We start from the raw sequence: 25,254 nt of genomic DNA, 5'->3' as shown, positions 1-25,254 counted from the left end.
TACAGTATACGCGCAAGCGGCGTTTCTGTTAATTTCAAGCCGCTCGCGACCCGCGTTTACCGATATTTTTCCCGCGCGGCTTCCAAGTTTTCCTTGATCCTTTCGCGCAAAGAATCGGGCGACTTGATCTCGACGTAATTCAAATACTGCATCGCCCAATACTCCATCGCTTTCGGGCTCGTGTGCACCGTGACTTCGAGCTTATGCTCGGGCAATTCTTTGATTTGCGCGTCGTTTCCGAAATAATCGACGATATCGTCCACCACGAAATCACTCGCTAGAAAGGTCACCATTTTGATCTCGTCGCCGAACATATAGGGCAAAGTCGAAACGATGTTTTTATAGTCGTAACCGCTTTTGTACCCGGTCAATTTCGCAAGCGGCGTTAACGGTTCGCTTGCCACTTCGATATTCGTGATCTTATCGACGCGCAGGAATCCGACGGTCTTATACTTTTCGCTGCCGTACATCAAATAATACCGTTGATTATGAAGAATCAAACGGTACGGGCTTTCTTTATGAGAAACCGTCTTGTGCAGTTTCTTATCCGCGCCGTACTTATTATAATCGAAGACGATCTGCTTCCCCTTTTCTATCGCTTCGTCGATCAAATCGATATTCAAAAACAGCTGTCGATTCTCCGTTTTATTGCGATTCGGAACGGAAATATACTTAACGTGGGACTTGAAATACCGATTCGAAAGCATGCAAAGCTTTTCAATCAGATCCTTCGAATGTTTCTCCGGAATATACTTGCTAGACAAAACCGCATCGATCAATACTTTGAGCTCGGAGTTTTCGAAAAGCCTTTTCGAAAAATAGCTCCCTCTCCTTTTATCCGTTTCGAGATTAATCGCGCAAGCCGGATTCTGAAAGAAAGGGTCGGATTCGAAAAGTTCCCGAAGAAGCCTCAGGTTTCTGCCGACGAACTTCCGATCATTTACGACCAATCCGAACTCGTCGTTCAGCTTATCGAGGATCTCCTGCTGCGTCAAAGGATGCTCTTGATCCGTTTCGTTTTCGAGAATTTGGATCATTCGGATCAATGCGATCTTTTTATCGCCTTCGTTGCAATGCGCGCGCTTTTCCGTCATTCGAAATCCTCCTCTTTTTGTCTTTATACCACTTTCGAATCGCAAATGCAAGACTCGAAGAGAAAGTTGTTTCCATAATACCAAAAAACGTACATAACGCGGGAACCTGCGGTAAAAAAAAGATCCGAATAATCGGACCTCAGAATAAAAAGAAGCGCTCGGAATCATCCGAGCGCCGATTGATCAGTCGTTAGACTTTTCTTTGATTTCCACAACTTTTTCTTTGTCATAATACCCGCAAGACGGGCAAACTCTATGACTCTTGATAAGCTCGTGGCAGTTGGGACATTCAACAAGACCCGGCGCGCTGATCTTCCAATTCGCCGCGCGGGAATCTCTCCTCGATTTCGAAACCTTACACTTGGGCACTGCCATATCAAACACCTCCTGTTCCGTGCGATTAAGTACACTAACGATTATTTATTATAGTGAAAACGCAGCGTACTGTCAACGATTTTCACGAATAAATTTATTGTTCTTATTGATTCAATCCTTCGACGATCGCTTTCGTGTCACGCGCGATGACGAGTTCTTCGTTCGTCGGAATGACGAGGACTTTGACTTTGCTGTCCGGCGTGGAAATTTCGGCGAATTTTCCGCGAACCGCGTTCTTTTCGAGGTCGATCTTTACGCCGAGATATTCGAGATCGGAAAGAATTCTGCGGCGAACGTCCGCGCTGTTCTCACCGATACCGCCGGTCATAACGATCGCGTCCATTCCGTTCATAGCCGCGGCATAGCTGCCGATGAACTTTTTGACGGAGTACGCAAACATATCGAGCGCGAGGCGCGCTTTATCGTCACCGTTTTCCGCAAGCGAAGCGAGATCTCTGAAATCGCTGACGCCCGCAATCCCGTAAACGCCGCTCCTCTTATTGAGGCAGACGTTGACCGCGTCCGAAATGCTCATACCGGTCTTATTGCAGATCGCTTCGAGAAGCGCGGGATCGATATCGCCGCTCCTCGTCCCCATCGGGACGCCCGCAAGCGGGGTATAGCCCATCGAAGTATCCACGCACTTGCCCTCTTTGACCGCCGCCATCGAGGAGCCGTTTCCGAGGTGGCAGGTAACGATTTTCGCTTTGGGGTTATTCAAATACTTGATCGCTTCGCCCGAAACGTACTTATGGCTCGTCCCGTGGAATCCGAAACGGCGCATACGCCACTCGGTGTAATACGATTCGGGGAGCGCGTAACGGAACGCGTAATCGGGCATCGTCTGATGAAACGACGTGTCGAACGCGGCAACCTGCGGAACGGGAAGAAGCTTCCTGCACGCGCAGATGCAAGCGATATTCGCGGGCATATGGAGAGGTCCGAGTTCTTTGTTCTTTTCGCAGATGCGGACGACTTCGTCGTCGATCAAGACGGACTTTTTGAAATCCTCCGCGCCGTGAAGGACGCGATGACCGACCGCGTTGATCTCGGAAAGGCTCTTCACAACGCCGTACTCGGGCGAAGTCAAAGCGGAAAGCACAAGGCTCAAAGCTTCGGTATGCGTGGGCATTTCGTGTTCGATGACGATCTTTTGCCCTTTCGCCGAATGCGTCAGAGTGGAATTTTTCATCGTGACGCGTTCGCAAACGCCTTTCGCGATGACTTGCTCCGTCTCCATTTCGATGAGTTGGTATTTTAAGGAAGAACTTCCTGCGTTGATAACGAGAATTTTCATCGCCCTACTCCTTATTTTCCGCATTGAACGGCGGTTACCGCCACGACGCCGACGACGTCCTCGGGAACGCAACCGCGGGAAAGATCGTTTACGGGATAAGCAAGACCTTGGCAGATCGGGCCGATCGCTTCGGCGCCGCCGAGTCTTTGGGTCAGTTTGTAACCGATGTTTCCGGCCTGAATGTCGGGGAAGATGAGGACGTTCGCTTTGCCCGCGACCTTGCTGCCCGGAGCTTTCAAAGCGGCGACTTCGGGGACGAGCGCGGCGTCAAGCTGCAATTCGCCGTCGAGAGCGAGCTCGGGCGCTTTTTCGTGCGCGATCTTGGTCGCGTTTTGGACTTTGGTAACGGTGTCGTGCTTCGCGCTGCCCTTCGTCGAGAAAGAAAGCATCGCGATTCTCGGCTCGATGCCCGCGATCTTTACGGCGCTGTCCGCGGTCGCGATCGCGATATCCGCGAGCTGATTCTCATCGGGCATAATGTTGACGGCGCAGTCGCCGTAGACCATAACGTCTTTTTCGCCGTAAGCGGAGCCTTCGGGGAGGCACATGATAAAGCAACTCGAAACGGTGGAGATTCCGGGAGCGGTCTTGATGATTTGGAGCGCGGGACGAAGGGTGTCGCCCGTGCTGTGGACGGCGCCGGAAACCATTCCGTCCGCATCTCCCGCTTTAACCATAAGGACGGCGAAATAGGTGCAATCCTTGGCGAGGCGAGCCGCCTCTTCCTCGGTCATACCCTTCGCTTTACGGATAGTATAGAGAAGGTCGGCGTACTTTTTCGTAAGATCGCTGGTTTCGGGATCGACGATCGAGACGCCGTCGAGCTTCGCATCCGGGCATTTCGCCTTGATCACGCTTTCGTTACCGACGAGGGTCAAACGGGCGATCTTTTTCGCCGCGATCATTTCAGCCGCGCGAATAATGCGCTCCTCTTCGCCTTCCGCAAGAACGATATGCTTGTTCAAAAGAGCCGCTTTTTGCTTGATTTCATCCATCAATTTCGACATTTTCAAATCTCCTTTATAAAACGCTTTATTGCAAGCCTTAAAAAATGTATAATAATTATAACCCCGCGCGAAGGGAAAAAGCAAGAATATAAAGGGAATAATATAGCCGAATTTATGAAGATCGCGTTTATTACGGCGGAATTCAACCCGCTCCATAACGGACATATCAAATTACTGACCGAGGTCAGGGATCGACTGCGCCCGGACGCCGTCTGCGTGATTCTGAACGGAGACGTAACGCAGCGCGGTTCCCTCGCCCTTTCGGACAAATATACGCGCGCTCGTCACGCCTTGACGGCGGGAGCGGATATCGTCGTCGAATTACCGCAGATCTTCGGCGTTTCCTGCGCGGAACGTTTCGCGGACGGAGCGATCAAGATCGCCGCCGCCGTAAAAAACGAAGAAAAAGTCGTCTGTTTCGGAAGCGAGTGCGGGTCTCTTCCTTTGATCGAGAACGCCGCAAAGCTCTCCGCCGAAGAACCAGAAGAAATCTCTCTCGCGATCCGCGACCTGCTCGATATGGGGTTCTCCTTCCCGGTGGCGCGTGCGCAAGCTTTCCGCAAATACGCCGAACGAAACGGCATCACGATCCCCGAGCTGACTTCGCCGAACGACGTCCTTGCGATCGAGTACGTTCGCGCGGCGAAAAAGCGCGGCGAATTCGAATTCTTCGCGCTTCCCCGCAAAGGAAATTACAAAGCTCTTTCGCTAAGCGACGAACTCCCTTCTTCGGGCGCGATCCGAAACGCTCTAACAGAAAAGAAAACGGAAGAGATCGCCCGCGCCGTTCCCCCTTACGTTCTTTCCGATCTCCTTGCCCTTTCCGATCAAAACGCTTTCTCGGCTTTGATTCTTTATAAACTCGCAAATATGAGCGCGGAAGGTCTCAAACGAATCGCAGACGTTACGGAAGGGATCGAAAACCGCATTTTACGGCTCGCCAAAGACGCGACGAACGCCGAAGAGCTCGTCCGCACCGCGGCGACGAAACGCTATTCCGAAGCGCGCGTCAGGCGCATCCTCGCGAATGCGTTGCTCGGAGTCGGCAAAACATTTTTCGAAAGTGAGATCGACGCCGCCCCCTATTTCAAGATCCTCGGCGTAAAAAAAGACCGTACCGACCTTTTATCGTTATTCAGTAAATACGGAAAAATCCTGACGGGCGAAGAAGAAGCCAAAACTTGCGGCGATAAAAGCGCGGCGATCTGCGCCCTTTCTCACGAGATCTATTTGATTTCCAAAGGTCTTCCCCTTTCGGGTGGAGGAATGCTTCTCCTTTGATCAAAGGATCCAAACTCCCGCAACCAGACAAATCCCGAAAGTCAGCGCCGCCTGCGTCGCTTTCATCAAGGTCATTTTCCAAGCCTTTACCCCGCATTTTCCGAGAAACGCAAGCGATTGCAAAAGGACGGACAGCCCGCCGAACGAGACGGCGGCGGCAGCGCACGCGGTTTTTACGGCGCGAGGCAGATCGCACGAGGAAAAGAGTATACACCCCCTCGTTACTTCGAACAGCGAAAACACGGTCGCGCCGAGAACGCTTCCCTCTTCGATCTTCCACCCGAGCCATTTCAACAGATCCGAAACCATATCCGCCGAAAGATTGCACACGGCGATAAACCCGCCGACGAGCGCAAGCGAGATCACGCTTTCATACATTGCGCCCGCGAGGACGTCGTCCGCATTTTTCGAAGGTAGCGAAGGCAAAAAGCGTCCCCCGCCGCCCTTCCCGAACGAACAATACAAAACTCCGTTCAAAAGCGCGCCGAGATAATGGGCGACCAAGATCACCCAAGCCGCTTTTACGTCGCCGAGGATGGACGCGCCTACGCTTCCGAGGACGAACATACTCCCGCTCGTCGAACAAAACGAGGCGGCTTTTCGCGCGTCTTTTTCGCTGATCAATCCTTGCCCGCAAAGATCGGAAAGGACGCGCGCGCCGACCGGGTAACCGCTGAGAACGCTCATAACGAGCGCGTAACCGCACGCGCCGCCTACTTTATAGATTTTCCCGACGGGTCTTCCGACCGTCCGCGACAACGCTTCCGCCCCGCCGATCGAAGTCAAAAGCTTCGTAAAGAAGAAATACGGGAGCATCGACGGCAAGACGGAATACGCAAAGATCCGAACGCCGCGAGCGACCGAATCAAAGTATCGCGACGGGTTCGCGACGAGTAAGAGCAACACGAAAAACAAAAGAAAGACCGTTTTCTTTGCGCGCATATCAAACGATATTCTTTCCCGCGACGAATTATCCCGAACCGAATAAAAAAAAAGCGCGGATCAACCGCGCCGAAACGTTTTAATTCTGCCCGTTTCCGGAAGGGAAACGCTTCCGCATCTCGGAACGAACGTCGTCGATATAATCCAAAGCCTGCGTCAGATGGACGGACGAATTATAAAGCTCGGAATCGAGATCATGCATTACGTTATATTTCAAATTTTCGCAGTAGTCGCGCGTCGAACTCAAAATCCGTTCCGCTTCCGCTTCGGCGGATTTAACGACCTCGGATTCCTGGACGAGCTTATCGCGCGTCTCGTTCGCGTTACGAATGATATTTTCCGCGCGCTGTTCGGCTTCGCGGACCAAAGCGTCGCGCTGACCCAAAATGGAGCGCGCCTCGTGAAAAGAAGCGGGAACCGCGTCCCGCAGGCGGGAAAGAATCTCCGTTACTTTCAATTGATCGACGTAGATTTTACCCGAGAAAAAACCTCTTTTATTATTTAATAAAACGTCTTCGAGTTGATCGATGATCTGAACGACGTCATCCATTTTTTGCCTCCAAATAATTGACCGCGAGCATTTTGGCGCGTTCGCTCATCAGAGAATCGGGCATAATCCCCTTTTTCAATAATTCGCGAGCCGCCGTCGCGCTGACGTCTTTCAGCTTTTCGCTGGCAAAAAAGAAAACCGTTTCGAGCCCCCAAGCGCGGTTATAATCCGCCATTTCGATCTCGTAGGGAATATCCGCGTCCGCGCGAACGCCGCGAACGAGAGCGGACGCTCCGACGCATTTCGCCGCGTCCACCGCCAAACCGGAAAACGAAAATGCTTCGACTTTTTCGCCGAAAGTCTCCTCGATCATCGAGACGCGCTCTTCTTCCGAAAACAGCGGCGTTTTATCGGGGTTGATCAAGACGGCGACGGATACTTCGTCGAACGTTGCGATGGCTTTTTTGATAAGTTCCTCGTGTCCGAGGGTGATCGGGTCAAAGGTCCCCGTGACCAAACATTTACTCATAGTTCGATTTTACACTTTTTGACGTTCTTTGTCAATACTCGACCGAAAATCGAAGACAAGAAGAGAGATCGTCACGCTGCCGTATTTTCTTTCGTCGGCGGCGCGCCATCCATCGGGAAGCGAAAGCGCGCGATCGGTCGCGTGTTCGAAGACTGCGACTCCGCCCTCTTTCAGTAAAGAAAAAGACGCGATCTTGTCAAGAACGTCCTCGTAAAAGTCCGCGCGATACGGAGGATCGAGAAAAATGACGTCGAACGAGCGTCCGCGAAGTCTTTCCGCCGCTCTCGCGTAATCCGTCTCCAAAAGCTCGGCTTCCCTTCCGATCCCGAGCGCGGAGAGATTCTTTTTTATGAGTTTCACGCTTTCTTTGTCGCAGTCGACGAGGACGGCGCCCGCCGCGCCTCTCGACAAAGCCTCGATCGACATCGCGCCGCTTCCGCCGAACAGATCCAAGAAATCACAGCCGGGGATCCGCGTTTGCAATAAATTAAAAACGTTCTCTTTAATGCGATCGGTCGTCGGGCGGACGGCTTGATCTTTCGGGGAAAACAGCGTTCTCCCTTTATACTTTCCCGCGATAACTCTCATATTCTTCCTTTCTCCGTAAGGATGCGATCGGGCTTTTTATCCCAAGGATCGAATTCGACCTCGGAAAGCTCCTGCGTCGAAAATGCAAGCGCGACGGAAACGCCCTCGAAAGACGACAAAAAACGATCGTAATACCCCTTTCCTCTTCCGAGACGACGGCGCGATCCGTCGAACCCGAGAAGGGGAACGAACGCGAGATCGACTTTTCCGAGATAGGGCGCGCCCTGCGGCTCTTCGATCCCGTAACGATTCGGGCGCATCTCGGAATCTTTATCATACGGGATCAAAAACATCTCGTCGCCTTCGATCCGAGGAAGAAAAACCTCTTTCCCGAGAGAAAGCGCGGCGGCGATGATCGGCAAAGTGTCGGGCTCGTCCGTCATCGAACGAAAGACGAAAACGCGTTTCGCGCGAAAAAAGGTTTCGTCCGCGATCGCCGCTTCCGCGATCCTCTGCCCGAACGAGCGTTTTTCCGCTTCCGTCAAAGCGGCAAGCCTTTCTTTTACGATCTTTCTTTGCGCCTTTTTATCCGTCATACAGGTATTCCGCGCGCGGTCGGTCATAGCCGACGAGGACTTCGTAAGGGATCGTTCCTCGGCTTTTCGCGATATAATTCGCGTCGATCGCGTCGGACATTATTATAACACGCCGCCCCGCTTTCAAGTCAAGACGATGCGTAACGATTTCGAAACTGTCCATACAGACGGCGGCAATTCGAGCCTTTGCCCCGCCGACGAGAACGCACCTTCCCTTTTCCGATCGATCGATCCCGTCCGCATATCCTCCGAGAACGGTGCAGGCGACGAGGTTTTCGCGCGCGCGAAAAGCATTGTATCCGAGCGTTTGCCCGCGCCTGATCTCCTTTACGGCTAAGATCTCGCTTTCCACCCGCATCGCTTTTTCAAGCGGAACGTTCAGCCCGTCGCCGTACCCGTAACAGGCGAGTCCGACCCGACAAGCGTCCGCAGTTTCGACCGAGCCGCCGCCCGTAACGTGCGTAAAAATCGGAGAAAACAAGCCGAGAGAGAGCGCCTTTTCCCGAACAGCCGAAACGCATTTTTCGAAAACGGCGTTTTGTTTTCGCCGATCCCCTTCGTCGGTGCTTTTGTAATGCGTGCAAACGCCCTCGACGCGGACGCCGCCCGAGATCAGTTTATCCGCCGCCGCTGCCGACTCTTCGGGCGAAGAAAACCCGAGACGATTCATTCCGCTGTTCACTTTGATATGGCATCGCTTCACCCCCGCTTCGACCAACGCCGCCGCAAGCGTCGGTTCCCCGACGAGCGCAATCAGGTCGAACCCGCGAAGCAACGCGACGTTCTCTTTTCTCGGCGCGGTAACGTAAACGGGCGCATTCGTAAGAGAACGGACGACGACGCCCTCTTCTTCGGTCGCCACGCCGTAACCTTCCGCGGAAACCGAGCGAACGACGCGCGCCAAACCGTGACCGTACGCGTCCGCTTTACACATAAAAATAAGCGGCTTACCAAAGGCAAGCCGCAAAGCATTCAGATTGCGTTCGATCGCTTTCAGGTTGATCTTGACTTTCATACCGCTATTCTATGCGGCGGAAAGAAAAAACTTACCTCTTCGCGTAATAGTTGATCAGGCAACCTTCTTTAATGATCGTCTTTTCATCCTGCGTCAGCTTATCGACCGACGCTTCTCCTTCGATGACGGAATCACCGCGAACGATACGGATCGTAAAGGTCGAATCCGAAAGAAGCTTTTCTTTTACGTTCGGAACAATGACGATATCGCCGACCTCGAAATTCTCCTTCGTGATAAACGGGATCATACCCCAGTTGATCAAATTGCTTCTGTAACGCTTCGTTGCGTACTCACGCGAGAAATTCGCGCCGCCGCCGAGGACTCTTTGGCAACTCGCCGCCTGCTCTCTCGCGCTTCCGTCGCCGGGTTTGACCGCAAAGATCGCGCTCGCGATCTGCATCGATCCGACGAGATCTTTACCGGCAAGTTCGACGGCTTTTTTATACGATTCGGGAATTTCGCCTTGGGAAAGATAAAGATCGGAATCATTTTTGATCTCCTTGCATCTTCCGACGTACTCGGGGACTTTGCGCGACAACGCGAACTGAGCAAGGCGAAGCGGGTTGCTTCTGTAAGAAGAGGTTTCACCCGAGGGGATAAGTTCGTCCGTCGTCGTAACGGGATCGTTGATGACCGCGGCGATCTTATAGATCGCGTTATCCGCAAGCGCCTCGATCTTCGGCCAATCGGCGATATTCGGACCGTAACGCAAAGGAGCGGAAGGATCGGCTTTTCCGAATCCGTTATAGACGCGGCTCTTATAGGAGCTGTCGTCGTGTTGATACGGGGGGATCTGCGCGTCGTAATCGAGATCGAGCGCGCTCGTCAAGACGCCTCCGTTCGCCGCCGTCGCGGCAATGCTGCGCGCATCCATCAACGCGACTGCGGAAATCTGCCCTTCGAGGGGCTTGGAACCTTCGCGACTCTCGAAATTGCGCGTCGTGTGGCGAATGCTCAAACAATCGTTTGCGGGGACGTCGCCCGCGCCGAAGCACGGACCGCAGAAACAAGAACGGATCGAAGCACCCGCTTTCATAAGCGTCGCGATGCTGCCGTTATTTACAAGTTCGGTAAAGACGGGCTGGCTTCCGGGATAGACGCTCAAAGTAAATTCGCCGTTTCCGATATTCTTCCCTTTCAAAATATTCGCGCTCTCGACGATATTATCGTAAGTACCGCCCGCGCATCCCGCGATTACGGCTTGCTCCACGCGAACTTTCCCGCCTTTGATCTTTTTCGTAAGATCCATTTTGACTTTACCGCCGAGAAGTTCGTTGATATTATCGGATGCTTCGGAAAGAATATCGCCGGGATTATCGATGAGATCGCGGAGCTTATACGCGTTCGACGGATGGAACGGAAGCGCGATCATCGGCTCGATCTCGGAAAGGTCGATCTCGATGACGCCGTCGTAAAAAGCGAGATCTTTGGGTTGGAGCTTTTTATAATCGTCCGCTCTGCCGCGGATCGCCATATACTCTTTGACTTTATAGTCGGTCTGCCAGACGGAAGAGAGGCAGGCGGTCTCGGTCGTCATAACGTCGATCCCGTTTCTGTATTCGACGGAAAGATTCTCGACGCCTTCGCCGATAAATTCCATGATCTTATTCTTCACGAGACCTTTTTTGAAGACTTCGCCGATGATCGAGATCGCGACGTCGTGAGGACCGACGCCCCTTCTCGGCGCGCCTTTCAAGATTACAGCGACGACTTCGGGATATTTTACGTCGTAGGTCATCGAAAGGAGTTGCTTGACGAGTTCGGGACCGCCCTCGCCGACCGCCATCGTTCCGAGCGCGCCGTAACGCGTGTGGCTGTCGCTTCCGAGGATCATCGCGCCGCATTTTGCGTAGCATTCGCGCATATAGCTGTGGATGACAGCTTGATGCGCGGGGACGAAAACGCCGCCGTACTTTTTCGCCGCGGAAAGCCCGAAGAGGTGATCGTCCTCGTTGATCGTTCCGCCGACCGCGCAAAGCGAATTGTGGCAGTTCGTCAAGACGTAGGGGATCGGGAACTTCGTCAAACCGCTGGCTTTCGCCGTTTGAATGATGCCGACGTAGGTAATATCGTGAGACGCAAGCGCGTCGAATTTGATATTCAGAACTTTGCCTTTTTCCGCGCCGCCGAGACTATGCGCGTTCAAAATCGAATACGCGATCGTTCCGGTGTAAGCCTCGTCCACGTCTTTTTGCGAAAAACCGCCTTCGGCGAGTTCGTCTTTTCCGACGATACGTCCGCGTAACAAATAAGAAGGACCGTAAAATTTCATAAACTCTCCTTTTCAAAAAACTTGCGTATTATTTAATATTATGTCTTGCGCGTTTCAGCTTGTCAAACGCTTTCGCAAGAGACGCCTGCCCGAGTTTGTACTCCGACAGCGATTGCTTTTGCCTTTCTCTTTCCTTTTCGAGCGTCTGCGCGCGCTTTACCCGATCGTCCGCCTCCGTTTTCCGATCGTAAACCGCGGAGCAGAGAAGGACGCCCTTCCCGCCTTTCATCTCGAAGACGCCGCCGTCTTCCGAAAGATAGACGGTCTCTCCGTTTTTAACGTAACGGATCACGCCTTTTTCCACGGCGATGACCGCGCTCTCTCTTCCCGCCATGATCCCGATCTCACCTTCCGACGTAACGAGCGTCAAAGACTCGATCTCACCGTCGAAAAAAGTCCCGAGCGGCGTCAAAACGGTCAATGGGAAGGATCTCACTTTTTCAGATCCTCCAACCCGCCGATGAAATAGAACGCGCCCTCCGGGACGTCGTCCAACTCGCCGTCCAAGATCGCGTTACACCCGCGGATCGTCTCTTTCAAAGGAACGTACTTCCCGGGAATTCCCGTGTACGGAGTCGCGACGAAGAAAGGTTGCGAAAAGAATCTTTGCAGCTTACGCGCGCGATAAACGAGTTTCTTATCTTCGGGCGAAAGCTCGTTCATACCGAGGATCGCGATGATATCCTGCAAATCGTTATAGCGTTGGAGCGCGCCGGTAACGCGTTTCGCCGTCCGATAATGCTCTTCCCCGACGATCTCTTTTTCCATGATCCTCGAGTAACTCTCCAAAGGATCGACCGCGGGATAGATGTTTTGCTCGACGATCTTACGCGAAAGGACGGTCGTCGCGTCGAGATGGGTAAACAAAGTCGCAGGCGCGGGATCGGTCAAGTCGTCCGCGGGGACGTAGACCGCCTGGATCGAAGTGATCGAACCGTTCTCCGTGCTGGCGATTCTCTCTTCGAGGGAACCGAGTTCGGTCGCGAGGGTCGGCTGATAACCGACGGCGGACGGCATTCTTCCGAGAAGCGCGGAGACCTCGCTTCCCGCTTGAATATAGCGGAAAATGTTATCGATAAAAAGCAAAACGTCTTTTTTCTGTTTATCGCGGAAATGCTCGGCGATCGTAAGCCCGGTCAGCGCGGCTTTCATACGCGCGGCGGGGGTCTCGTTCATCTGTCCGAAGACGAGCGCGGTTTTGTCGAGGACGCCGGACGCGATCATTTCTTCGATCATTTCGCATCCTTCGCGGCTGCGCTCTCCGACGCCGGCGAAGATCGAGCGACCGTCCGACATCTTCGCGACGTTATTGATAAGCTCTAAAATCAGCATCGTCTTACCGACGCCCGCGCCGCCGAACAAGCCGACTTTTCCTCCTTTGACGTAGGGCGTCAAAAGGTCGATGACCTTGATCCCCGTTTCGAAAATTTCCGTGTTATGCGAAAGTTCGGTGAAAGTCGGAGGCTCGTTATAAATCCCGGAGCGCGCGCCGACGACCTCTCCTTTCCCGTCGATCGGCTCGCCATACGCGTTCAAAACTCTGCCGAGGACGCCGTCTCCGACCGGAACGGTAACGCTTTCGCCCGTCGCGACGACGGTCAAGCCTCTTTCCAACCCCTCGGTCGGATCAAGCGCAAGACATCGCGCCACGTCTTTATCCGCGTGACTGACGACTTCGAGGGAGACGTTTCGCCCTTCGACTTTCAACAGCTCGTTGATCGAAGGGGTGTGGCGATCGAACGCCACGTCCACGACGACGCCGATGATCTTTATGATTTTTCCGATATACTGCTTTTTCATAGTTTCGCATCCGAGACGCCGGCGTCCTGCAAAGCGCGCGTGATGCCCTCCTGACGTAAGCGATTGTATTTCGCGGTCAAAGCCGCAATCATTTTTTCTCCGTTATTCGTCGCCTGCGGCATCGCTTTCACGCGAGCGAGATTCTCCGCAAGAGAAGAAGAAATCAAAGCGTAATAGACGAAAGCGGACAGGTAACGCTCCATCGCTTTCGGCAAAAGATCGGATTCCGACGGCTCGATCAAAACCGCTTCGCCTTCCGAAGCGGCAAACGGCAAGACCCTTTTGAGCGCGACCTCCGCGCCGTTTTCCTTGACTTCCGTAAAGACGAACCAAATCTCGTCTAACATATCGCTCTCGAAAAGATACAAGATATCGGAAGCGATCGAAGACGCCGTCTCGGGAGAAGGATTCTCCGCCGTGTTCAAAAACTCGATATCGGGGGAAACGCCCGCTTTGCGAAAGGATTCACGGGTTACGCTTCCGACGGTAAAGACGTAGCGTTCGGTTTTTTCTCGGATCGCGCGCATCGCGCATTCGACGATTTTTTGATTGAAATCGCCGCAAAGACCTTTGTCGCCCGCGATCACGAGGAAGCCCGCCCGATCGCCTCTCGGCGCGAAATACGGTTCTTTCGCCGCCATGGAACGCGCGACGAGAGAAAGCATTTCTTCCGAAGCCTCTTTATACGCTTCCGCTTTCGGGACCACCTCTTTCGCTCTCAGCATCTTCGCGACGCTGATCGAGTACATGGCTTTGGTGATCTTTACCGTTTCTTTAACGGAACCGATTCGCCTTTTGATCTCGCGATTCGTCACTTTTCTTCTCCGACCGACGCGATCGCCTCGTCGAGGACGCGGATCGCTTCGTCCGAAAGATCGCCCGTTTCCTCGATCGAAGAAACGACGGACGGATGCTCGGACTTGATCTTATACAAAAGCTCGTCCAATTTTTCGCGGACCTTATTCGGAGCGACGTACTTCATCGCGCCTTTGCTCGTCAAATAGATTTCCAAAGCCTCGTCCGTCATCGAGTACGGACGGAATTGCGGCTGGATCAGCATATTCGTCAGTTTTACGCCTTTATCCAAGACCTCTTTGGTATCCTCGTCAACGTCCGCGCCGAACTGAGTAAACACCGCCATTTCGCGATAGCGCGCGAGATCGAGTTTCAACCCCTTCGAGACCTTGCGGATCGCGGCGCATTGCGCGCTGCCGCCCACGCGGGAAACGGAAAGTCCGACGTTTACCGCCGGGCGAACGCCCGAATGGAAAAGTTCGCTTTCAAGGAAGATCTGACCGTCCGTGATCGAGATCACGTTCGTAGGAATATATGCGGAAATATCCGATCCGAGCGTCTCGATGATCGGAAGCGCGGTCAAAGAACCGCCGCCCGCCTTTTCATTCAGCGCGGCGGAACGCTCCAACAGACGCGAATGAATATAAAAGACGTCTCCCGGGAACGCTTCGCGCCCGGCGGGACGCTTCAAAAGAAGCGAGATCGTTCGATAAGCGACGGCGTGTTTGGACAGATCGTCGTACACGATCAAGACGTCCTTCCCGTTTCGCATAAACTCTTCCGCCATCGCGGTCGCCGTGTAGGGGGCGATATATTGAAGCGGCGCACTGTCCGATGCGGTCGCGCTGACGACGATGGTATAATCCATCGCGCCGTACTCTTTTAAACGCTTGATGACGTCCGCCACGGTCGTCGTCTTCTGCCCGATCGCGACGTAGACGCAATAGACGCCTTTCCTTTTTTGATTCAAGATCGCATCCAAACAAAGAGCGGTCTTTCCGGTTTGTCTGTCTCCGATCACAAGCTCGCGCTGCCCTTTTCCGATCGGAATGATCGAATCCACCGTCTTTACGCCGGTGTACAAAGGCTGATCGACTTTCTTTCTGTCGAAGATTCCGGGCGCGGGAGATTCCGCTCTGCGAAAACCCGACGCGGCGATCTCGCCCTTTCCGTCCAACGGAGAACCGAGAGGGTCAACGACTCTTCCGAGAAGCGCTTCGCCGACGGGAACGGTGACGATGCGACCGGTCGTTACGGCGAAATCCCCGGCGCGAACTTTGGTCATCCCCGTCAACAGGATCGCGCCGACCGAACCCTCCGAAAGGTTCATCACCATCGCGAAGTACTCGTCCGCAATCAGCAAAAGTTCGCTGATCTTTGCGTCTTGCAAGCCGTCCACGAAAATGACGCCGTCCGAAACCGAACGGATCACGCCCGCGGAAAACTTCTTATTCTCTCCTTCGAAGGAACGGAATTCCCTCTTTAAGTCTTTGAGAATATGATCGAGGGGCTTTCCGTACAGATTCTTTCCCGCCGCTTTCGACGCGCTTTCGAGCTTGCTTTTAACGGATGCGTCGAGAATTTTTTCTCCGTCGGAAATCACGATACCGCCGATCAACGCTTCGTCTACGGCAAAAGAAACGGAAGAAAGTTCCGCTTTCAGTTCCACCGCGATCTTCTTCTTTTGCTCGGCGGTTAATTCTTTTGCGCTCGTTACGACGAATTTATTCATTCCGCCAGTCCTTGATCGCGTTTTCGATCATCTTATCGTCAACGTCTTTGATCTTGTCGTCGAGAATGCTTTCCGCAAGAGAAACGGCAATGTCTTTGATATCGCTTTTCGCGCTCTCGATCGCTTTATTCGCTTGGATCGTCGCGCGGTTTTCCGCGTCCTTAACGATCTCCGCAGCGCGCGCGGAAGCTTCGTTTACGACTGCTTCATACTTTTCCGCAGCGGCTTTTTCCGCTTCTTTCTTTTTCGATTCGATCTCGCTTTGAAGCTCTTTCAAGCGGGTCTCCGCCTGCTCTTTCGCTTCTTCGGACTCTTTCAAATTGCGCTCCGTCTCTTCTTTCTCCGCGCGGATCCGATCCTGACGCGCCCGTATGGATTTCATCACGGGCTTATAAAGGATCAGCCAAAGGCAGACGAAGAGGATCGCAAAATTCAAAAGATGCAAAAGAAACTTGATGAGATCCAATCCGAGAATTGCGTCCGATACGATCATGAATCCGCCCTCTTACAAAACTTTGATAACGAGCATGATCGCGATAAATAAGCCGTAAATCGCGGTCGTTTCGGTAAATGCCAAACCGAGAAGCAAGGTCGTGCGAATTTTTCCTTCCGCTTCGGGCTGGCGGGCGATCGCGTCGACCGCTTTACCGGTGGCGTGTCCCATCGCAAGACCCGCGCCGACGCCGACGAAGACGGCGATCGCCGCCGCGATCGCGAAAACCGCGGTATCGGAAATCGTGGAAATTATCGTTTGAACTGCGCTGATCATAATTCACTCCTTCAAGCGACGGTTTCGTCGCTTTGCTTTTTACTTTTCTTGGATTTGACAGACGGCACCGCCGCTTCCCCCACGAAGAGAGAAGAAAGGATCGCGAAGACGTAGGCTTGAATAAGCGCGTGGAAGCAAGTAAACAAGACGCCGACGATCACCGGAAGACCGAAAGACAGGAAAATATAATTATAGACGAGCTCCGTAATCAAAAGCCCGCTGGAAATACTTCCGAACAAACGGAAGGACATCGAGATCGGAACGGTGATATCTTTCAGCGCGCCGAGCCCGCCCTTTACGCCGTTCGCCTTGATCCCGAAGAAAAGGATCAGGAAATAGGTAAAGAGCGAAAGCGCCAAACAAGCGTTCAGATCGCCCATAACGGGGCGAAGACCGATGAGCTCGACCATCGTTCCGAGGAAGATATACGCCGCGGCGGAAAAGACGTACGCGCCCATAAACGCGCGCGCGTCGCTTTCCGTTTCGTTCATTTTGTCAAACATAAGGACGATGGATTCGAGAATGCTTTGGAATTTACCGGGAACGTCCTTAAAACGAGGGACGACAAACACGCGGACGATTACGGCGAAAAGAATCAAGACGCCCGCAATGATCAGTGACGTGAAAAAACTCGGATTGACGTTCATTCCGAGAAATTTAACGTTTTCCGGAAGCAATGCTTCCCTCATTTTTTCGCCAAGCGACGCCGCAAGAATATTTGTCATAGCACTCCTCGATCGCGCCCTTTGATCAATCCGCTTGCCCTTTCGGATTGGATTCGATCACGATATCACTCTTAAACTCGCGAAGCGCGCGTTCAAACGCCTCGCGCTTCCCTTTCCCGACGCAAACGACGAGAAAATCCACGTTTCTTTCCCCCGGTACGGATCCGTAATAATAGAGCGCGGAAACGCCGCTCTCTTCATCGGTCACAAGTTTGATGATATCCTGCCGATTCACGCGCTTTTTCAAAAACAAACGCGTAAAGACGAACGTATCGCCCGAGAACGCGTAATTCGAAAAAAGCGACAACCACAGAACGGCGAGGATCGCGATCGAAAAGACGACGATGCTCAAAACGTCCGACACGGGATAGACGGAAAAGAAACCGCCCGCGTTTCCGAGACGCAACGCGGCAAACAAGACGGAAACCGCGCTGAGCAATAAAAGCAGCGCATACACGACGTAAGCCGGAATCGGAAAAGCATAACGGAACTTTTTCATATCATAAATTATATCACCAAAAACGCGATTTGTTAAACGTTTTTTATCGCGCGCGCCCGCGCGAGAGAAGATTTCTTTTTATTTTCCCCTTTCAAAAAGCGAAAACTCTTAAAAAACAAGGGCGACGCCCGTAAGCGTCGCCCGTCGTTTTCTTCAAAAGATCCGAAGACCTTCCGATCAGATGATGCGAATGCCGCGATCCGCTTCCACGATCCCGAGCGCGGGGATATCGAGCGAGAGGAAGACTTGATCGCCCTCTTTGACCTTATCTTCGGGGCGCAGGAAGACGTTGATCTTCTGATCGCCGACCAAGCAAGTCGCGAAGCTTTCGGCTCCGTAATCGGAAACACGCTTGACTTTCGCTTCTACGCCGTCCGACGCGATCTTGACCGAATACGGATCGAAGTCGACGTCGAGTTTGATATCGAAGACTTTGCGTCCCGCCGCGTTAAAGAGCTTTTGCTGGACGTACTCGGTGCTGTAAAAGATCTTGTCCGCGATATTCAAGCCGAAGTTGAAGTCCTTTTTGCCCGTGCGCTCTTTGACCATCTTGCCGTGCAAAACGTTCATAAGAGCCAAAGCGGGGATCTCTTTTCCGGAATCGTCCACGATCGAAACTTTCTTCCAATCGATATCGGTCGAAACGGTCTTCCCTTCTTGGGTCTGTGCCGCGTCGATCGCGAAGACGGGGTCGTCGCCGAAGGCGAAACGGAGGAGCTTGGTCTTGCCGATGGTCTCGACGCTCTTCACTTCGATCGAAACTTTTCCGCCGATATGCGCGTGAGCGAAATCTTCGTGCGCGAGCGGTTTGATCGCGCCGACGAAAGCTTTCTTTTGGTACTCCGCGGGAACCGCGTCGAACGGAACGACGTACTTGGGATCGCCCGCCGCGATCGCGGGTTCGGGGATCTCGTCGTTAAAGCGGAACGCGTCCGAGGGGATCGCGAAGTGATACTTTCCGTCCGCAAGGTTCAAGACGGGAGGCAGGTCGAATTTTACGCCGCCGAAGTCCACTTTGCCGCCCTCGACCTTGCCGTTCAGCAAGTTGACGTCGGGAACTCTGGGCATAATGCTGACTTCGGTATCGTGATCGAAGAGATGGATGCGGGTCGGATCGAGCGCGACGCGGATCGGTTGATCGATTTGAAGCGTGATTCTCGGATCGACTTTAAGGACCATACGGGTGCCGCTGTCGGAGATGCTGTCGCGATCGGGATCGAGCTCGCAGTAGACGATGGACTCGCTGCCGAGCGCTTCGATAATTCCGATGTTGGTATCGAGCGCGGTCTTGGGGTTCGCCTTGACGAAATCCTCTTCGAAATGGATGTCTTCGGGGCGGATACCCATCGTAACGACGGTTTTGCCGTCCAAATACTTGCTCTTCGCTTTGACGAGGCACTCGCGAGGAACGCGGATCTTGCGATCGTTCGCGAAAGTAATCTCGATCTCTTCCCCGTCGCGCTTCAAAGTCGCGTTGAAGAAGTTCATTTGCGGAGTTCCGATAAAACCCGCGACGAACTTATTGCCCGGATAATCGTAGAGGTTCTTCGGGGTGTCGATCTGTTGAACGACGCCGAATTTCATAACGACGATGCGGGTACCCATCGTCATCGCTTCGACCTGATCGTGGGTAACGTAAATAAAGGTGGTCGCGAGTTGTTTATGAAGCTTGCTGATCTCGGTCCTCATCTGCGCCCTGAGCTTCGCATCCAAGTTGGAAAGCGGCTCGTCGAGAAGGAAGACTTTCGGGCTACGGACGATCGCGCGACCGAGCGAAACACGCTGTCTTTGACCACCGGACAATGCGCGCGGTTTACGCTCCAAGAATTGCGCGATATCGAGTTTCTTCGCCGCTTCGTCGACGCGCGCCATAATCTCCTCTTCCGAGAGATCCTTGCGGAGTCTCAAAGCGAACGCCATATTCTCGCGAACGGTCATATGCGGATACAACGCGTAGTTTTGGAAAACCATCGCGATGTTACGATCTTTCGGCTCGACGTCGTTGACGACTTCGTCGCCGATCATAAGCTCGCCCGCCGTGATCTCTTCCAAGCCCGCGATCATACGGAGCGTGGTGGATTTTCCGCAACCGGAAGGACCGACGAAAACGATAAACTCTTTATCTTCGATCTCCATGCAGAAGTCGTTGACGGCTTTAACTCCGCCGTCGTAAACCTTGTAAATGTGTTTCAAACTTAAACTTGCCATAGTATTTACCTCTCTTATTGAACCAAAATATAGGTGCCGTATGCGGGCAAAGTCACGTTGCCGCCCGTCACGTTTTGCATATTGCCGTTGTGGAATCCGTTCTCATCCGCGAGGATGCGCCAATTTCCGATAATCTCGAAGGTGCGCGCGCTCGCGTTCGGGTTGGTCAGGACGTACACCCTCGAATAGGGATCGCCTTCGACCGAGTTGAATATATACCCGATGCAATTCGCTTTGTCGCCGTCGTAGGGGATGATCTCCGCGGGTGAAGTCCCGGTCGCGATTCCCTTAAAATCGGTGCGCAGATGGATGAGTCCTCTGTACCAATCCGTGAGCGCGGCGAATTCTTTTTGGCGCGCGTAATCGAGCGCGTTGATCTTATCCTGCGCGTTATAACTGTTATGGTTGCCGTACTTCGTCCTCGCGAATTCTTCGCCGGCAAGGATGAACGCCGTTCCGCGACTCGTCAAAGTCAAGGTTGCCGCCATAATGTTTTTGCGCTCGATGACCGCGTTACGCTCGCTGTAAAGCGTCGGAGTCTTATTCGTGACGATCGTCGTGATCAGTTGATCCCAAAGCGTGTAGTTATCGTGCGACGTCGTGTAGGTGATCGCGTGATTGTTTCCCGCGGAATCCGTTCCCGCGAAGTAACCGTTGATACCGGCTTTTACGCGATTCAAAGAGTCGTCCGAAGTGTTGCCCTGAACGTACCCCGTGCCGCCGCTGTTATTTCCTTTGATTCCTTCGCGCATACGGTCGTTGAACGCGCGAATACCCGTCATTTCGACGCTGCCGAGGCTGTTCGTGTCCGCGCTGACGTAGCCCTTTTCCATTCCGAGAGAGCCCGCCGCCCACGGTTCGCCGTACAGGAAGATGCATTGACCGCCCGGCAACTCGTTCAACGAATTGCGGATGCTCTGCATCGTCTTGGTGTCGTGGATCGCCATAAGGTCGAAGCGGAAGCCGTCGATATGATATTCGTCCGCCCAGAAGGTCAAGCTGTCCACCATGTACTTGCGGTACATTTCGCGTTCGGAAGCCGTCTCGTTACTGCACCCCGAACCGTCGGAGAGGTTGTAAGCGCCGAGAGCGTTCGTCGTCCAAGCGGTCTTTCCGAAAGTTCCTTCGACTTGGAACCAGTTGTCGCCTTCGTGCCCCCATTCGAGGGCTTGGCGATAGTAGTATCCGGGGACGGTCTTTTCGAAGTAGCTGTCCGCGGTGTAGGTGTGGTTATAGACGACGTCCATGATCACGCCGATGCCCGCTTCGTGCAACGCCTGCACCATTTGCTTGAATTCGTTGATACGGACTTCACCGTGTTCGGCGTCCGTCGCGTAACTGCCTTCGGGAACGTTATAGTTTTTCGGATCGTAGCCCCAGTTCTGCTTGGTCGTATAATCGGTGTTGTTGATATACTCTTCATCGACCGTCGAGAAATCGTAGACGGGGTTCAGGTGGACGTAGTTGATCCCGAGTTCTTTGAGGTAAGCGATACCGGATTTCAGGGTCGAACCTTTGACCGTCGTATTCTGCTCGGTAAAGGCGAGGTATTTGCCTTTATAGGTCAATCCGCTGTCCGGCGAGATCGAGAAGTCGCGAACGTGGACTTCCCAAATGACGCCGTTTTGACTGTTGTTCTGACGGATCGACCGCGCGTTTGTGAGATCTTCGTCCCAGCCGTCCGGGTCGGTCGCGTCGAGATCGCAGATCATACCGCGGTTTCCGTTTACGCCGACCGCGCTCGCATAGACGTCCACCGTCTCGGGAGCGTCGCCCGCGACGTAGTTCGTGTAGGTGTAATAGATCCCGTTCAAATCCTCGTTCACCGCAAGTTCCCAAACGCCTTTCTCCCCTCTCGTCATCGCAAGCGCGCTGCGAGCGAGAGAAAGGTCGAGCTCGTTACCGGTGCGATAGAAATTGACGACGACGTTGGTAGAAAGCGGCGCCCAGACGCGGAACGTCGTGTTGTCCTTCGTGTACTCGACGCCGAGTTTTTGATCGGCGGACGGGACGCAATCCGTTTTGAACTTATCGGAGAGGAAGAGCCTCGTCTTATTCGCGGAAGTGCGGAACGCCGAGACTTCTTCGATATAGACCTGATAATCGGCGCTCCAATCGAAGCCGCTTTCGAGACCGAGATTCGTGATCTTGCCGTTCAAGCCGCCGTTCCAAACTTCGGAAACGTGCAGATTTTGAAGGAAGAGCTCGCCTTCCGGATTTTCGATCGCGTCCGTCACCTTATAAATACTGATGTCCGTTTGCGGCGTAATCGCCTTCGTGCTTTGCAAGATCAACGAATTGAAATCGTCGAAGTTCGCGGATTCGATACGCTCGAACGCGCTCTTTGCCGAAGCAAGCGAAGTATAGTTGTTTTTGTCGCCGGCGATGATCCAAATATGGTATTCGTTATTCGAGTCGAACTGGACGTCGAGATAACGGTCGCTCGAAAGATCTTTACCGGTATTGTTGTTCCAATAAGGGGTCAGATACCCGAGTTCGTCGACGTAGGAGCGAACCATAATGAGACCGAGTTTCTTGCCCTGTTGGCAAGCTTTGGTCTCGGAGGCGTTGAGGTTGATCTTGAACAGTTTGCCGATATTCGGCTCTCCGTTCTGCCCGAGTGTGACGTTTCCGTCATCGTCTCTTTTGGCAAATTCCTCGTCGTTCCCCTGCCAAGCGGTCACACGCCCCGTGTCGATCCAGTAGTACGATCCCCAGTTGACGTCCTTTTTGCCTGCCCACTCGCCCCAAGAATATTCTCCGGAGCCGTTATAGAAGTGGACGTAGACGACGCCGTTTTCCGCGGCGGAGGCAGTCGCCACCATGGAGATCGCGCCCGCCGTTACGACCAGAGCGATCAAGAGTAAAATGACTGTAAGTTTACGCTTCATAGCACCTCCTTATCCTTTGACCGCGCCGCCGGTGATACCTTCGACGAAGTAACGTTGCAAGCAAAGGAACAGGATCGTTATGGGAACCGCGATCAAAACCGCGCCCGCCATAAACATATTATAGTAGGTCGTGATGTTGTGGTCGTTTACGAGCGTATACAAGCCGACGGCGACCGTCCAGCCTTCGGTTTGCGTGCCGAGGAGGTAGCTGGAAAAGATGAAGTCGCCCCAAGGAGAAAGGAAGCTCATAAGCGCGGTGTAAACGATAATCGGTTTACTGAGCGGGAGGATAACTTTGAAGAAGACTTGCGAGTTCGTCGCGCCGTCGATACGAGCCGCCTCGTCCAAAGAACGGCTGACCGTATCGAAGAAGCCTTTGGAGACGTAGTACCCCAAGCCCGCCGATCCGGAATAGACGAGGATCAAGGCGATGAGTTTCTTCCAAACTTCGACGTTACCCGCCATACCGACGGATTTGAAGATGTAATAGATCGCCGCCATCGACATAAAGCCCGGGAACATACCGAGGATCATACCGATCGATTGGAGTCTCTTACGGCTCTTAAAGCGGAAACGGCTCATAACGTACGCCATCGAGATCGTAAAGAAGGTGGAAAGGAACATACAAACGACCGCGATGATAAAGGTATTGATGAACCATTTCCAATACGGATAATTGGTGTTCGTAAAGAGCTGCTTATACCAATACAAGCTGAACGTCGACGGGAAAAGATGCCCGTTTTGATACGAGCCTTCGGGTCCCGCGAAGGATTGAATGATCATCCAAATAAGCGCCATGATCCAAATGAAAGACAACACTCCCAAAATGATGTACGCCGAGGTTTGGCTGATCAGTTTTCTGCGTTTGATACTAGAGGTTTTCTTAGTCGTTGTAATTTGGCTCATTATTGGAAATCCTCCTCGTTTTTACTTGCAGAACTGTTGCGATACGTGATAAGCGACACGATCGAGCAGACGATAAACGTCAAAATACCCAAGGTAGATGCGAGCTTGTAGTTGCTGTTACCGGTCATCGTGTAAAGCCAAGTAACGAGCAAGGACGTTCCGCCCGCGCCGTCGCTGTACCCTGCTTCGCCGAACGGTCCGCCGCCCGTCAAGAGGTAAATAATGTTAAAGTTATTGATGTTGCCGATAAACTGCGTGATCAGGTAAGGACCAGTAACGAACAGGATATACGGCAAGGTGATCTTTCTGAACATCGTGAGTTTGCCCGCGCCGTCGATACGAGCCGATTCGTAAAGGTCGGCGGGGATATTCATCAAGATACCCGAAGTGATAAGCATCGAGTACGGAATACCGATCCACAGGTTGACCAAGATAATGATCATTCTCGCGGTATTCGTGTTATCGAAGAGATCGGTGCCGGTCTTTCCGAAGAGCTCCATGATCGGTCCGAACGGTCCGAGAAGCTGACGCATCAACAAGAGGGAGACGAACTGCGGGATCGCGATCGTAAGGACGAAGAACGTTCTCCAAACTTTCTGACCCTTGATATCCTTTTTATTGATAAGGAGCGCGAGCGCGACGCCGAGGAAGTAGTTCAGGAAAGTCGCGCAAAGCGCCCAAAGGAGCGTCCAACCCAAGACCGGGAAGAAGGTCGTGGAAAGCCCCGTCGTCCCGACGAGGGATTTAAAGTTATCCAGCCCGACCCAGTTAAAGCCGCTCGTAGCCGAGTGATCTTGGTCGAAGTTCGTAAACGCAATGAGGATCATAAAGACCAACGGAAGCACGGTAAACGCGATAACGCCGATCAATGCGACCGCAAGCAAAACGACGTAGAACTTATTGTCGAACAGATCTTTGAGATCATCCTTGAAGGTCGGAAGTTTGCGACCGACGATCGAATTCTCGTAGGCTTCGTTCGCCGAACGGATATTCGAGAAATACATCACGATAAACGCGACGATAACCGCGATCGCGACGACGCCGAACAACAGGCAAAGCATGGAGTTATCGCCCTGCACCGCCGAAGTCGTCCCGTTATTCAGATAGTGAATATCGTAGGTAAATTCCGTTCCGAGGGTAAAGAAGCCACGGATCGCGCCCGCGCCGTTGAAGATCATATAAAAGATAAACAACAGCTGGATCGCAAGATAGGTCACGCCTTTCGCGATCTGCTTGCGAGCGAACGCGCCCGCGCCCATCACGACGAAGGAAAGGCGAACGCCGAGATCTCCCTCGCGGAAGATCGACACGTAGTTCTTAACGCCATCTCTGACGCCGGTCCCGATTTTGACGCAAAGTTTCACGAAGTTTTTGGGTAACGACACGAAACCGCGACCGAACTTTGTAAGCCCCGCCTTGATCTTTTCACCGAACTTTGCAAAGCCCTTCTTGTGAGAAGACCCGACGGAGTTTTTGTTTTTCAACTCGTTTTCTGCCATACTC

24 protein-coding genes are annotated in these 25,254 nt (G+C 53.0%); 1 reads left to right on the top strand and 23 read right to left on the bottom strand.

From position 1 onward, the window contains the following. Positions 1-56: 56 nt before the first annotated feature. From K5753_01640 to pta, 4 genes are all read right to left on the bottom strand, one after another. Positions 57-1,094, bottom strand: coding sequence for a WYL domain-containing protein (locus tag K5753_01640; GenBank protein ID MCR4725906.1), 1,038 nt, complete (start codon positions 1,092-1,094; stop codon positions 57-59). Positions 1,095-1,277: 183 nt separating this feature from the next. Further along, complete coding sequence (gene rpmF / locus K5753_01635; protein ID MCR4725905.1) at positions 1,278-1,469, bottom strand: 50S ribosomal protein L32; 192 nt, start codon at positions 1,467-1,469, stop codon at positions 1,278-1,280. Between the two features lie 103 nt (positions 1,470-1,572). Beyond that, positions 1,573-2,766: an acetate kinase gene (locus K5753_01630; protein ID MCR4725904.1), complete on the bottom strand. Its 1,194-nt coding sequence runs from the start codon at positions 2,764-2,766 to the stop codon at positions 1,573-1,575. Positions 2,767-2,777: 11 nt separating this feature from the next. Continuing rightward, positions 2,778-3,773 (bottom strand): phosphate acetyltransferase, encoded by a 996-nt coding sequence (gene pta, locus K5753_01625; protein ID MCR4725903.1) that lies wholly within the window; start codon positions 3,771-3,773, stop codon positions 2,778-2,780. Positions 3,774-3,887: 114 nt separating this feature from the next. On the opposite strand from pta, the gene K5753_01620 reads away from it, so the two are divergent. Then, the gene (locus K5753_01620; protein MCR4725902.1) at positions 3,888-5,054 is read left to right on the top strand and encodes a nucleotidyltransferase family protein; all 1,167 of its coding nucleotides are present in this window, start codon (positions 3,888-3,890) and stop codon (positions 5,052-5,054) included. Here the strand turns inward: K5753_01620 and K5753_01615 are convergent, their stop codons facing one another. The 19 genes from K5753_01615 to K5753_01525 form a co-directional block, all read right to left on the bottom strand. Beyond that, the gene (locus tag K5753_01615; GenBank protein MCR4725901.1) at positions 5,055-5,996 is read right to left on the bottom strand and encodes a hypothetical protein; all 942 of its coding nucleotides are present in this window, start codon (positions 5,994-5,996) and stop codon (positions 5,055-5,057) included. It abuts the gene before it with no gap. Positions 5,997-6,075: 79 nt separating this feature from the next. Further along, positions 6,076-6,546 (bottom strand): hypothetical protein, encoded by a 471-nt coding sequence (locus tag K5753_01610; protein ID MCR4725900.1) that lies wholly within the window; start codon positions 6,544-6,546, stop codon positions 6,076-6,078. Then, positions 6,539-7,015 (bottom strand): pantetheine-phosphate adenylyltransferase, encoded by a 477-nt coding sequence (gene coaD / locus K5753_01605; GenBank protein MCR4725899.1) that lies wholly within the window; start codon positions 7,013-7,015, stop codon positions 6,539-6,541. Before coaD ends, K5753_01610 begins: the two co-directional genes overlap by 8 nt. Positions 7,016-7,024: 9 nt before the next feature. Next, positions 7,025-7,603: a 16S rRNA (guanine(966)-N(2))-methyltransferase RsmD gene (rsmD, locus tag K5753_01600; protein MCR4725898.1), complete on the bottom strand. Its 579-nt coding sequence runs from the start codon at positions 7,601-7,603 to the stop codon at positions 7,025-7,027. Continuing rightward, complete coding sequence (locus K5753_01595; GenBank protein MCR4725897.1) at positions 7,600-8,139, bottom strand: 5-formyltetrahydrofolate cyclo-ligase; 540 nt, start codon at positions 8,137-8,139, stop codon at positions 7,600-7,602. The genes rsmD and K5753_01595 overlap by 4 nt, the downstream gene beginning before the upstream one ends. Continuing rightward, positions 8,129-9,154, bottom strand: a complete 1,026-nt coding sequence (locus K5753_01590) for an alanine racemase (protein ID MCR4725896.1) — start codon at positions 9,152-9,154, stop codon at positions 8,129-8,131. Before K5753_01590 ends, K5753_01595 begins: the two co-directional genes overlap by 11 nt. Before the next feature lie 31 nt (positions 9,155-9,185). Continuing rightward, entirely contained in the window at positions 9,186-11,426 is a 2,241-nt protein-coding gene (locus tag K5753_01585) for a hydratase (GenBank protein MCR4725895.1), read from the bottom strand. Between the two features lie 28 nt (positions 11,427-11,454). Next, the gene (locus K5753_01580; protein MCR4725894.1) at positions 11,455-11,862 is read right to left on the bottom strand and encodes a F0F1 ATP synthase subunit epsilon; all 408 of its coding nucleotides are present in this window, start codon (positions 11,860-11,862) and stop codon (positions 11,455-11,457) included. Continuing rightward, positions 11,859-13,226 (bottom strand): F0F1 ATP synthase subunit beta, encoded by a 1,368-nt coding sequence (atpD, locus tag K5753_01575; GenBank protein ID MCR4725893.1) that lies wholly within the window; start codon positions 13,224-13,226, stop codon positions 11,859-11,861. Before atpD ends, K5753_01580 begins: the two co-directional genes overlap by 4 nt. Then, positions 13,223-14,041, bottom strand: a complete 819-nt coding sequence (locus K5753_01570) for a F0F1 ATP synthase subunit gamma (protein MCR4725892.1) — start codon at positions 14,039-14,041, stop codon at positions 13,223-13,225. Before K5753_01570 ends, atpD begins: the two co-directional genes overlap by 4 nt. Continuing rightward, a complete protein-coding gene (atpA, locus tag K5753_01565; protein MCR4725891.1) occupies positions 14,038-15,753 on the bottom strand; it encodes a F0F1 ATP synthase subunit alpha in 1,716 nt (571 codons plus the stop codon). The genes K5753_01570 and atpA overlap by 4 nt, the downstream gene beginning before the upstream one ends. Next, positions 15,746-16,246 (bottom strand): ATP synthase F0 subunit B, encoded by a 501-nt coding sequence (locus tag K5753_01560; protein MCR4725890.1) that lies wholly within the window; start codon positions 16,244-16,246, stop codon positions 15,746-15,748. Before K5753_01560 ends, atpA begins: the two co-directional genes overlap by 8 nt. A gap of 12 nt (positions 16,247-16,258) precedes the next feature. Beyond that, the gene (gene atpE, locus K5753_01555; protein MCR4725889.1) at positions 16,259-16,522 is read right to left on the bottom strand and encodes an ATP synthase F0 subunit C; all 264 of its coding nucleotides are present in this window, start codon (positions 16,520-16,522) and stop codon (positions 16,259-16,261) included. 11 nt (positions 16,523-16,533) lie between these two features. Further along, on the bottom strand, positions 16,534-17,247 hold the full coding sequence (locus tag K5753_01550; protein ID MCR4725888.1) for a F0F1 ATP synthase subunit A: 714 nt from the start codon (positions 17,245-17,247) through the stop codon (positions 16,534-16,536). 25 nt (positions 17,248-17,272) lie between these two features. Continuing rightward, entirely contained in the window at positions 17,273-17,746 is a 474-nt protein-coding gene (locus tag K5753_01545; protein MCR4725887.1) for a hypothetical protein, read from the bottom strand. A gap of 177 nt (positions 17,747-17,923) precedes the next feature. Beyond that, positions 17,924-19,954, bottom strand: a complete 2,031-nt coding sequence (ugpC, locus tag K5753_01540; protein ID MCR4725886.1) for a sn-glycerol-3-phosphate ABC transporter ATP-binding protein UgpC — start codon at positions 19,952-19,954, stop codon at positions 17,924-17,926. Between the two features lie 14 nt (positions 19,955-19,968). Next, positions 19,969-22,845 carry a hypothetical protein gene (locus K5753_01535; protein MCR4725885.1) on the bottom strand — a complete coding sequence of 959 codons (2,877 nt, stop codon included), beginning with the start codon at positions 22,843-22,845 and terminating at the stop codon, positions 19,969-19,971. A 9-nt stretch (positions 22,846-22,854) separates the two neighbouring features. Beyond that, entirely contained in the window at positions 22,855-23,751 is an 897-nt protein-coding gene (locus tag K5753_01530; GenBank protein MCR4725884.1) for a sugar ABC transporter permease, read from the bottom strand. Continuing rightward, positions 23,751-25,250 (bottom strand): sugar ABC transporter permease, encoded by a 1,500-nt coding sequence (locus tag K5753_01525; protein ID MCR4725883.1) that lies wholly within the window; start codon positions 25,248-25,250, stop codon positions 23,751-23,753. Before K5753_01525 ends, K5753_01530 begins: the two co-directional genes overlap by 1 nt. Positions 25,251-25,254: the final 4 nt, after the last annotated feature.

This window comes from Clostridia bacterium (genome assembly GCA_024685775.1).
In the GTDB taxonomy this organism is placed as follows: domain Bacteria; phylum Bacillota; class Clostridia; order Christensenellales; family CAG-1252; genus CAG-1252.
This window is presented reverse-complemented; position numbering and strand designations above follow the sequence as displayed.

Excerpts from the sequence above, each read along its gene's own strand:
- K5753_01640 (MCR4725906.1), bottom strand. The coding sequence starts at position 1,094 with ATGACGGAAAAGCGCGCGCATTGCAACGAAGGCGATAAAAAGATCGCA.
- rpmF (MCR4725905.1), bottom strand. The coding sequence starts at position 1,469 with ATGGCAGTGCCCAAGTGTAAGGTTTCGAAATCGAGGAGAGATTCCCGC.
- K5753_01630 (MCR4725904.1), bottom strand. The coding sequence starts at position 2,766 with ATGAAAATTCTCGTTATCAACGCAGGAAGTTCTTCCTTAAAATACCAA.
- pta (MCR4725903.1), bottom strand. The coding sequence starts at position 3,773 with ATGTCGAAATTGATGGATGAAATCAAGCAAAAAGCGGCTCTTTTGAAC.
- K5753_01620 (MCR4725902.1), top strand. The coding sequence starts at position 3,888 with ATGAAGATCGCGTTTATTACGGCGGAATTCAACCCGCTCCATAACGGA.
- K5753_01615 (MCR4725901.1), bottom strand. The coding sequence starts at position 5,996 with ATGCGCGCAAAGAAAACGGTCTTTCTTTTGTTTTTCGTGTTGCTCTTA.
- K5753_01610 (MCR4725900.1), bottom strand. The coding sequence starts at position 6,546 with ATGGATGACGTCGTTCAGATCATCGATCAACTCGAAGACGTTTTATTA.
- coaD (MCR4725899.1), bottom strand. The coding sequence starts at position 7,015 with ATGAGTAAATGTTTGGTCACGGGGACCTTTGACCCGATCACCCTCGGA.
- rsmD (MCR4725898.1), bottom strand. The coding sequence starts at position 7,603 with ATGAGAGTTATCGCGGGAAAGTATAAAGGGAGAACGCTGTTTTCCCCG.
- K5753_01595 (MCR4725897.1), bottom strand. The coding sequence starts at position 8,139 with ATGACGGATAAAAAGGCGCAAAGAAAGATCGTAAAAGAAAGGCTTGCC.
- K5753_01590 (MCR4725896.1), bottom strand. The coding sequence starts at position 9,154 with ATGAAAGTCAAGATCAACCTGAAAGCGATCGAACGCAATCTGAATGCT.
- K5753_01585 (MCR4725895.1), bottom strand. The coding sequence starts at position 11,426 with ATGAAATTTTACGGTCCTTCTTATTTGTTACGCGGACGTATCGTCGGA.
- atpD (MCR4725893.1), bottom strand. The coding sequence starts at position 13,226 with ATGAAAAAGCAGTATATCGGAAAAATCATAAAGATCATCGGCGTCGTC.
- atpA (MCR4725891.1), bottom strand. The coding sequence starts at position 15,753 with ATGAATAAATTCGTCGTAACGAGCGCAAAAGAATTAACCGCCGAGCAA.
- K5753_01560 (MCR4725890.1), bottom strand. The coding sequence starts at position 16,246 with ATGATCGTATCGGACGCAATTCTCGGATTGGATCTCATCAAGTTTCTT.
- atpE (MCR4725889.1), bottom strand. The coding sequence starts at position 16,522 with ATGATCAGCGCAGTTCAAACGATAATTTCCACGATTTCCGATACCGCG.
- K5753_01550 (MCR4725888.1), bottom strand. The coding sequence starts at position 17,247 with ATGACAAATATTCTTGCGGCGTCGCTTGGCGAAAAAATGAGGGAAGCA.
- K5753_01545 (MCR4725887.1), bottom strand. The coding sequence starts at position 17,746 with ATGAAAAAGTTCCGTTATGCTTTTCCGATTCCGGCTTACGTCGTGTAT.
- ugpC (MCR4725886.1), bottom strand. The coding sequence starts at position 19,954 with ATGGCAAGTTTAAGTTTGAAACACATTTACAAGGTTTACGACGGCGGA.
- K5753_01535 (MCR4725885.1), bottom strand. The coding sequence starts at position 22,845 with ATGAAGCGTAAACTTACAGTCATTTTACTCTTGATCGCTCTGGTCGTA.
- K5753_01530 (MCR4725884.1), bottom strand. The coding sequence starts at position 23,751 with ATGAGCCAAATTACAACGACTAAGAAAACCTCTAGTATCAAACGCAGA.
- K5753_01525 (MCR4725883.1), bottom strand. The coding sequence starts at position 25,250 with ATGGCAGAAAACGAGTTGAAAAACAAAAACTCCGTCGGGTCTTCTCAC.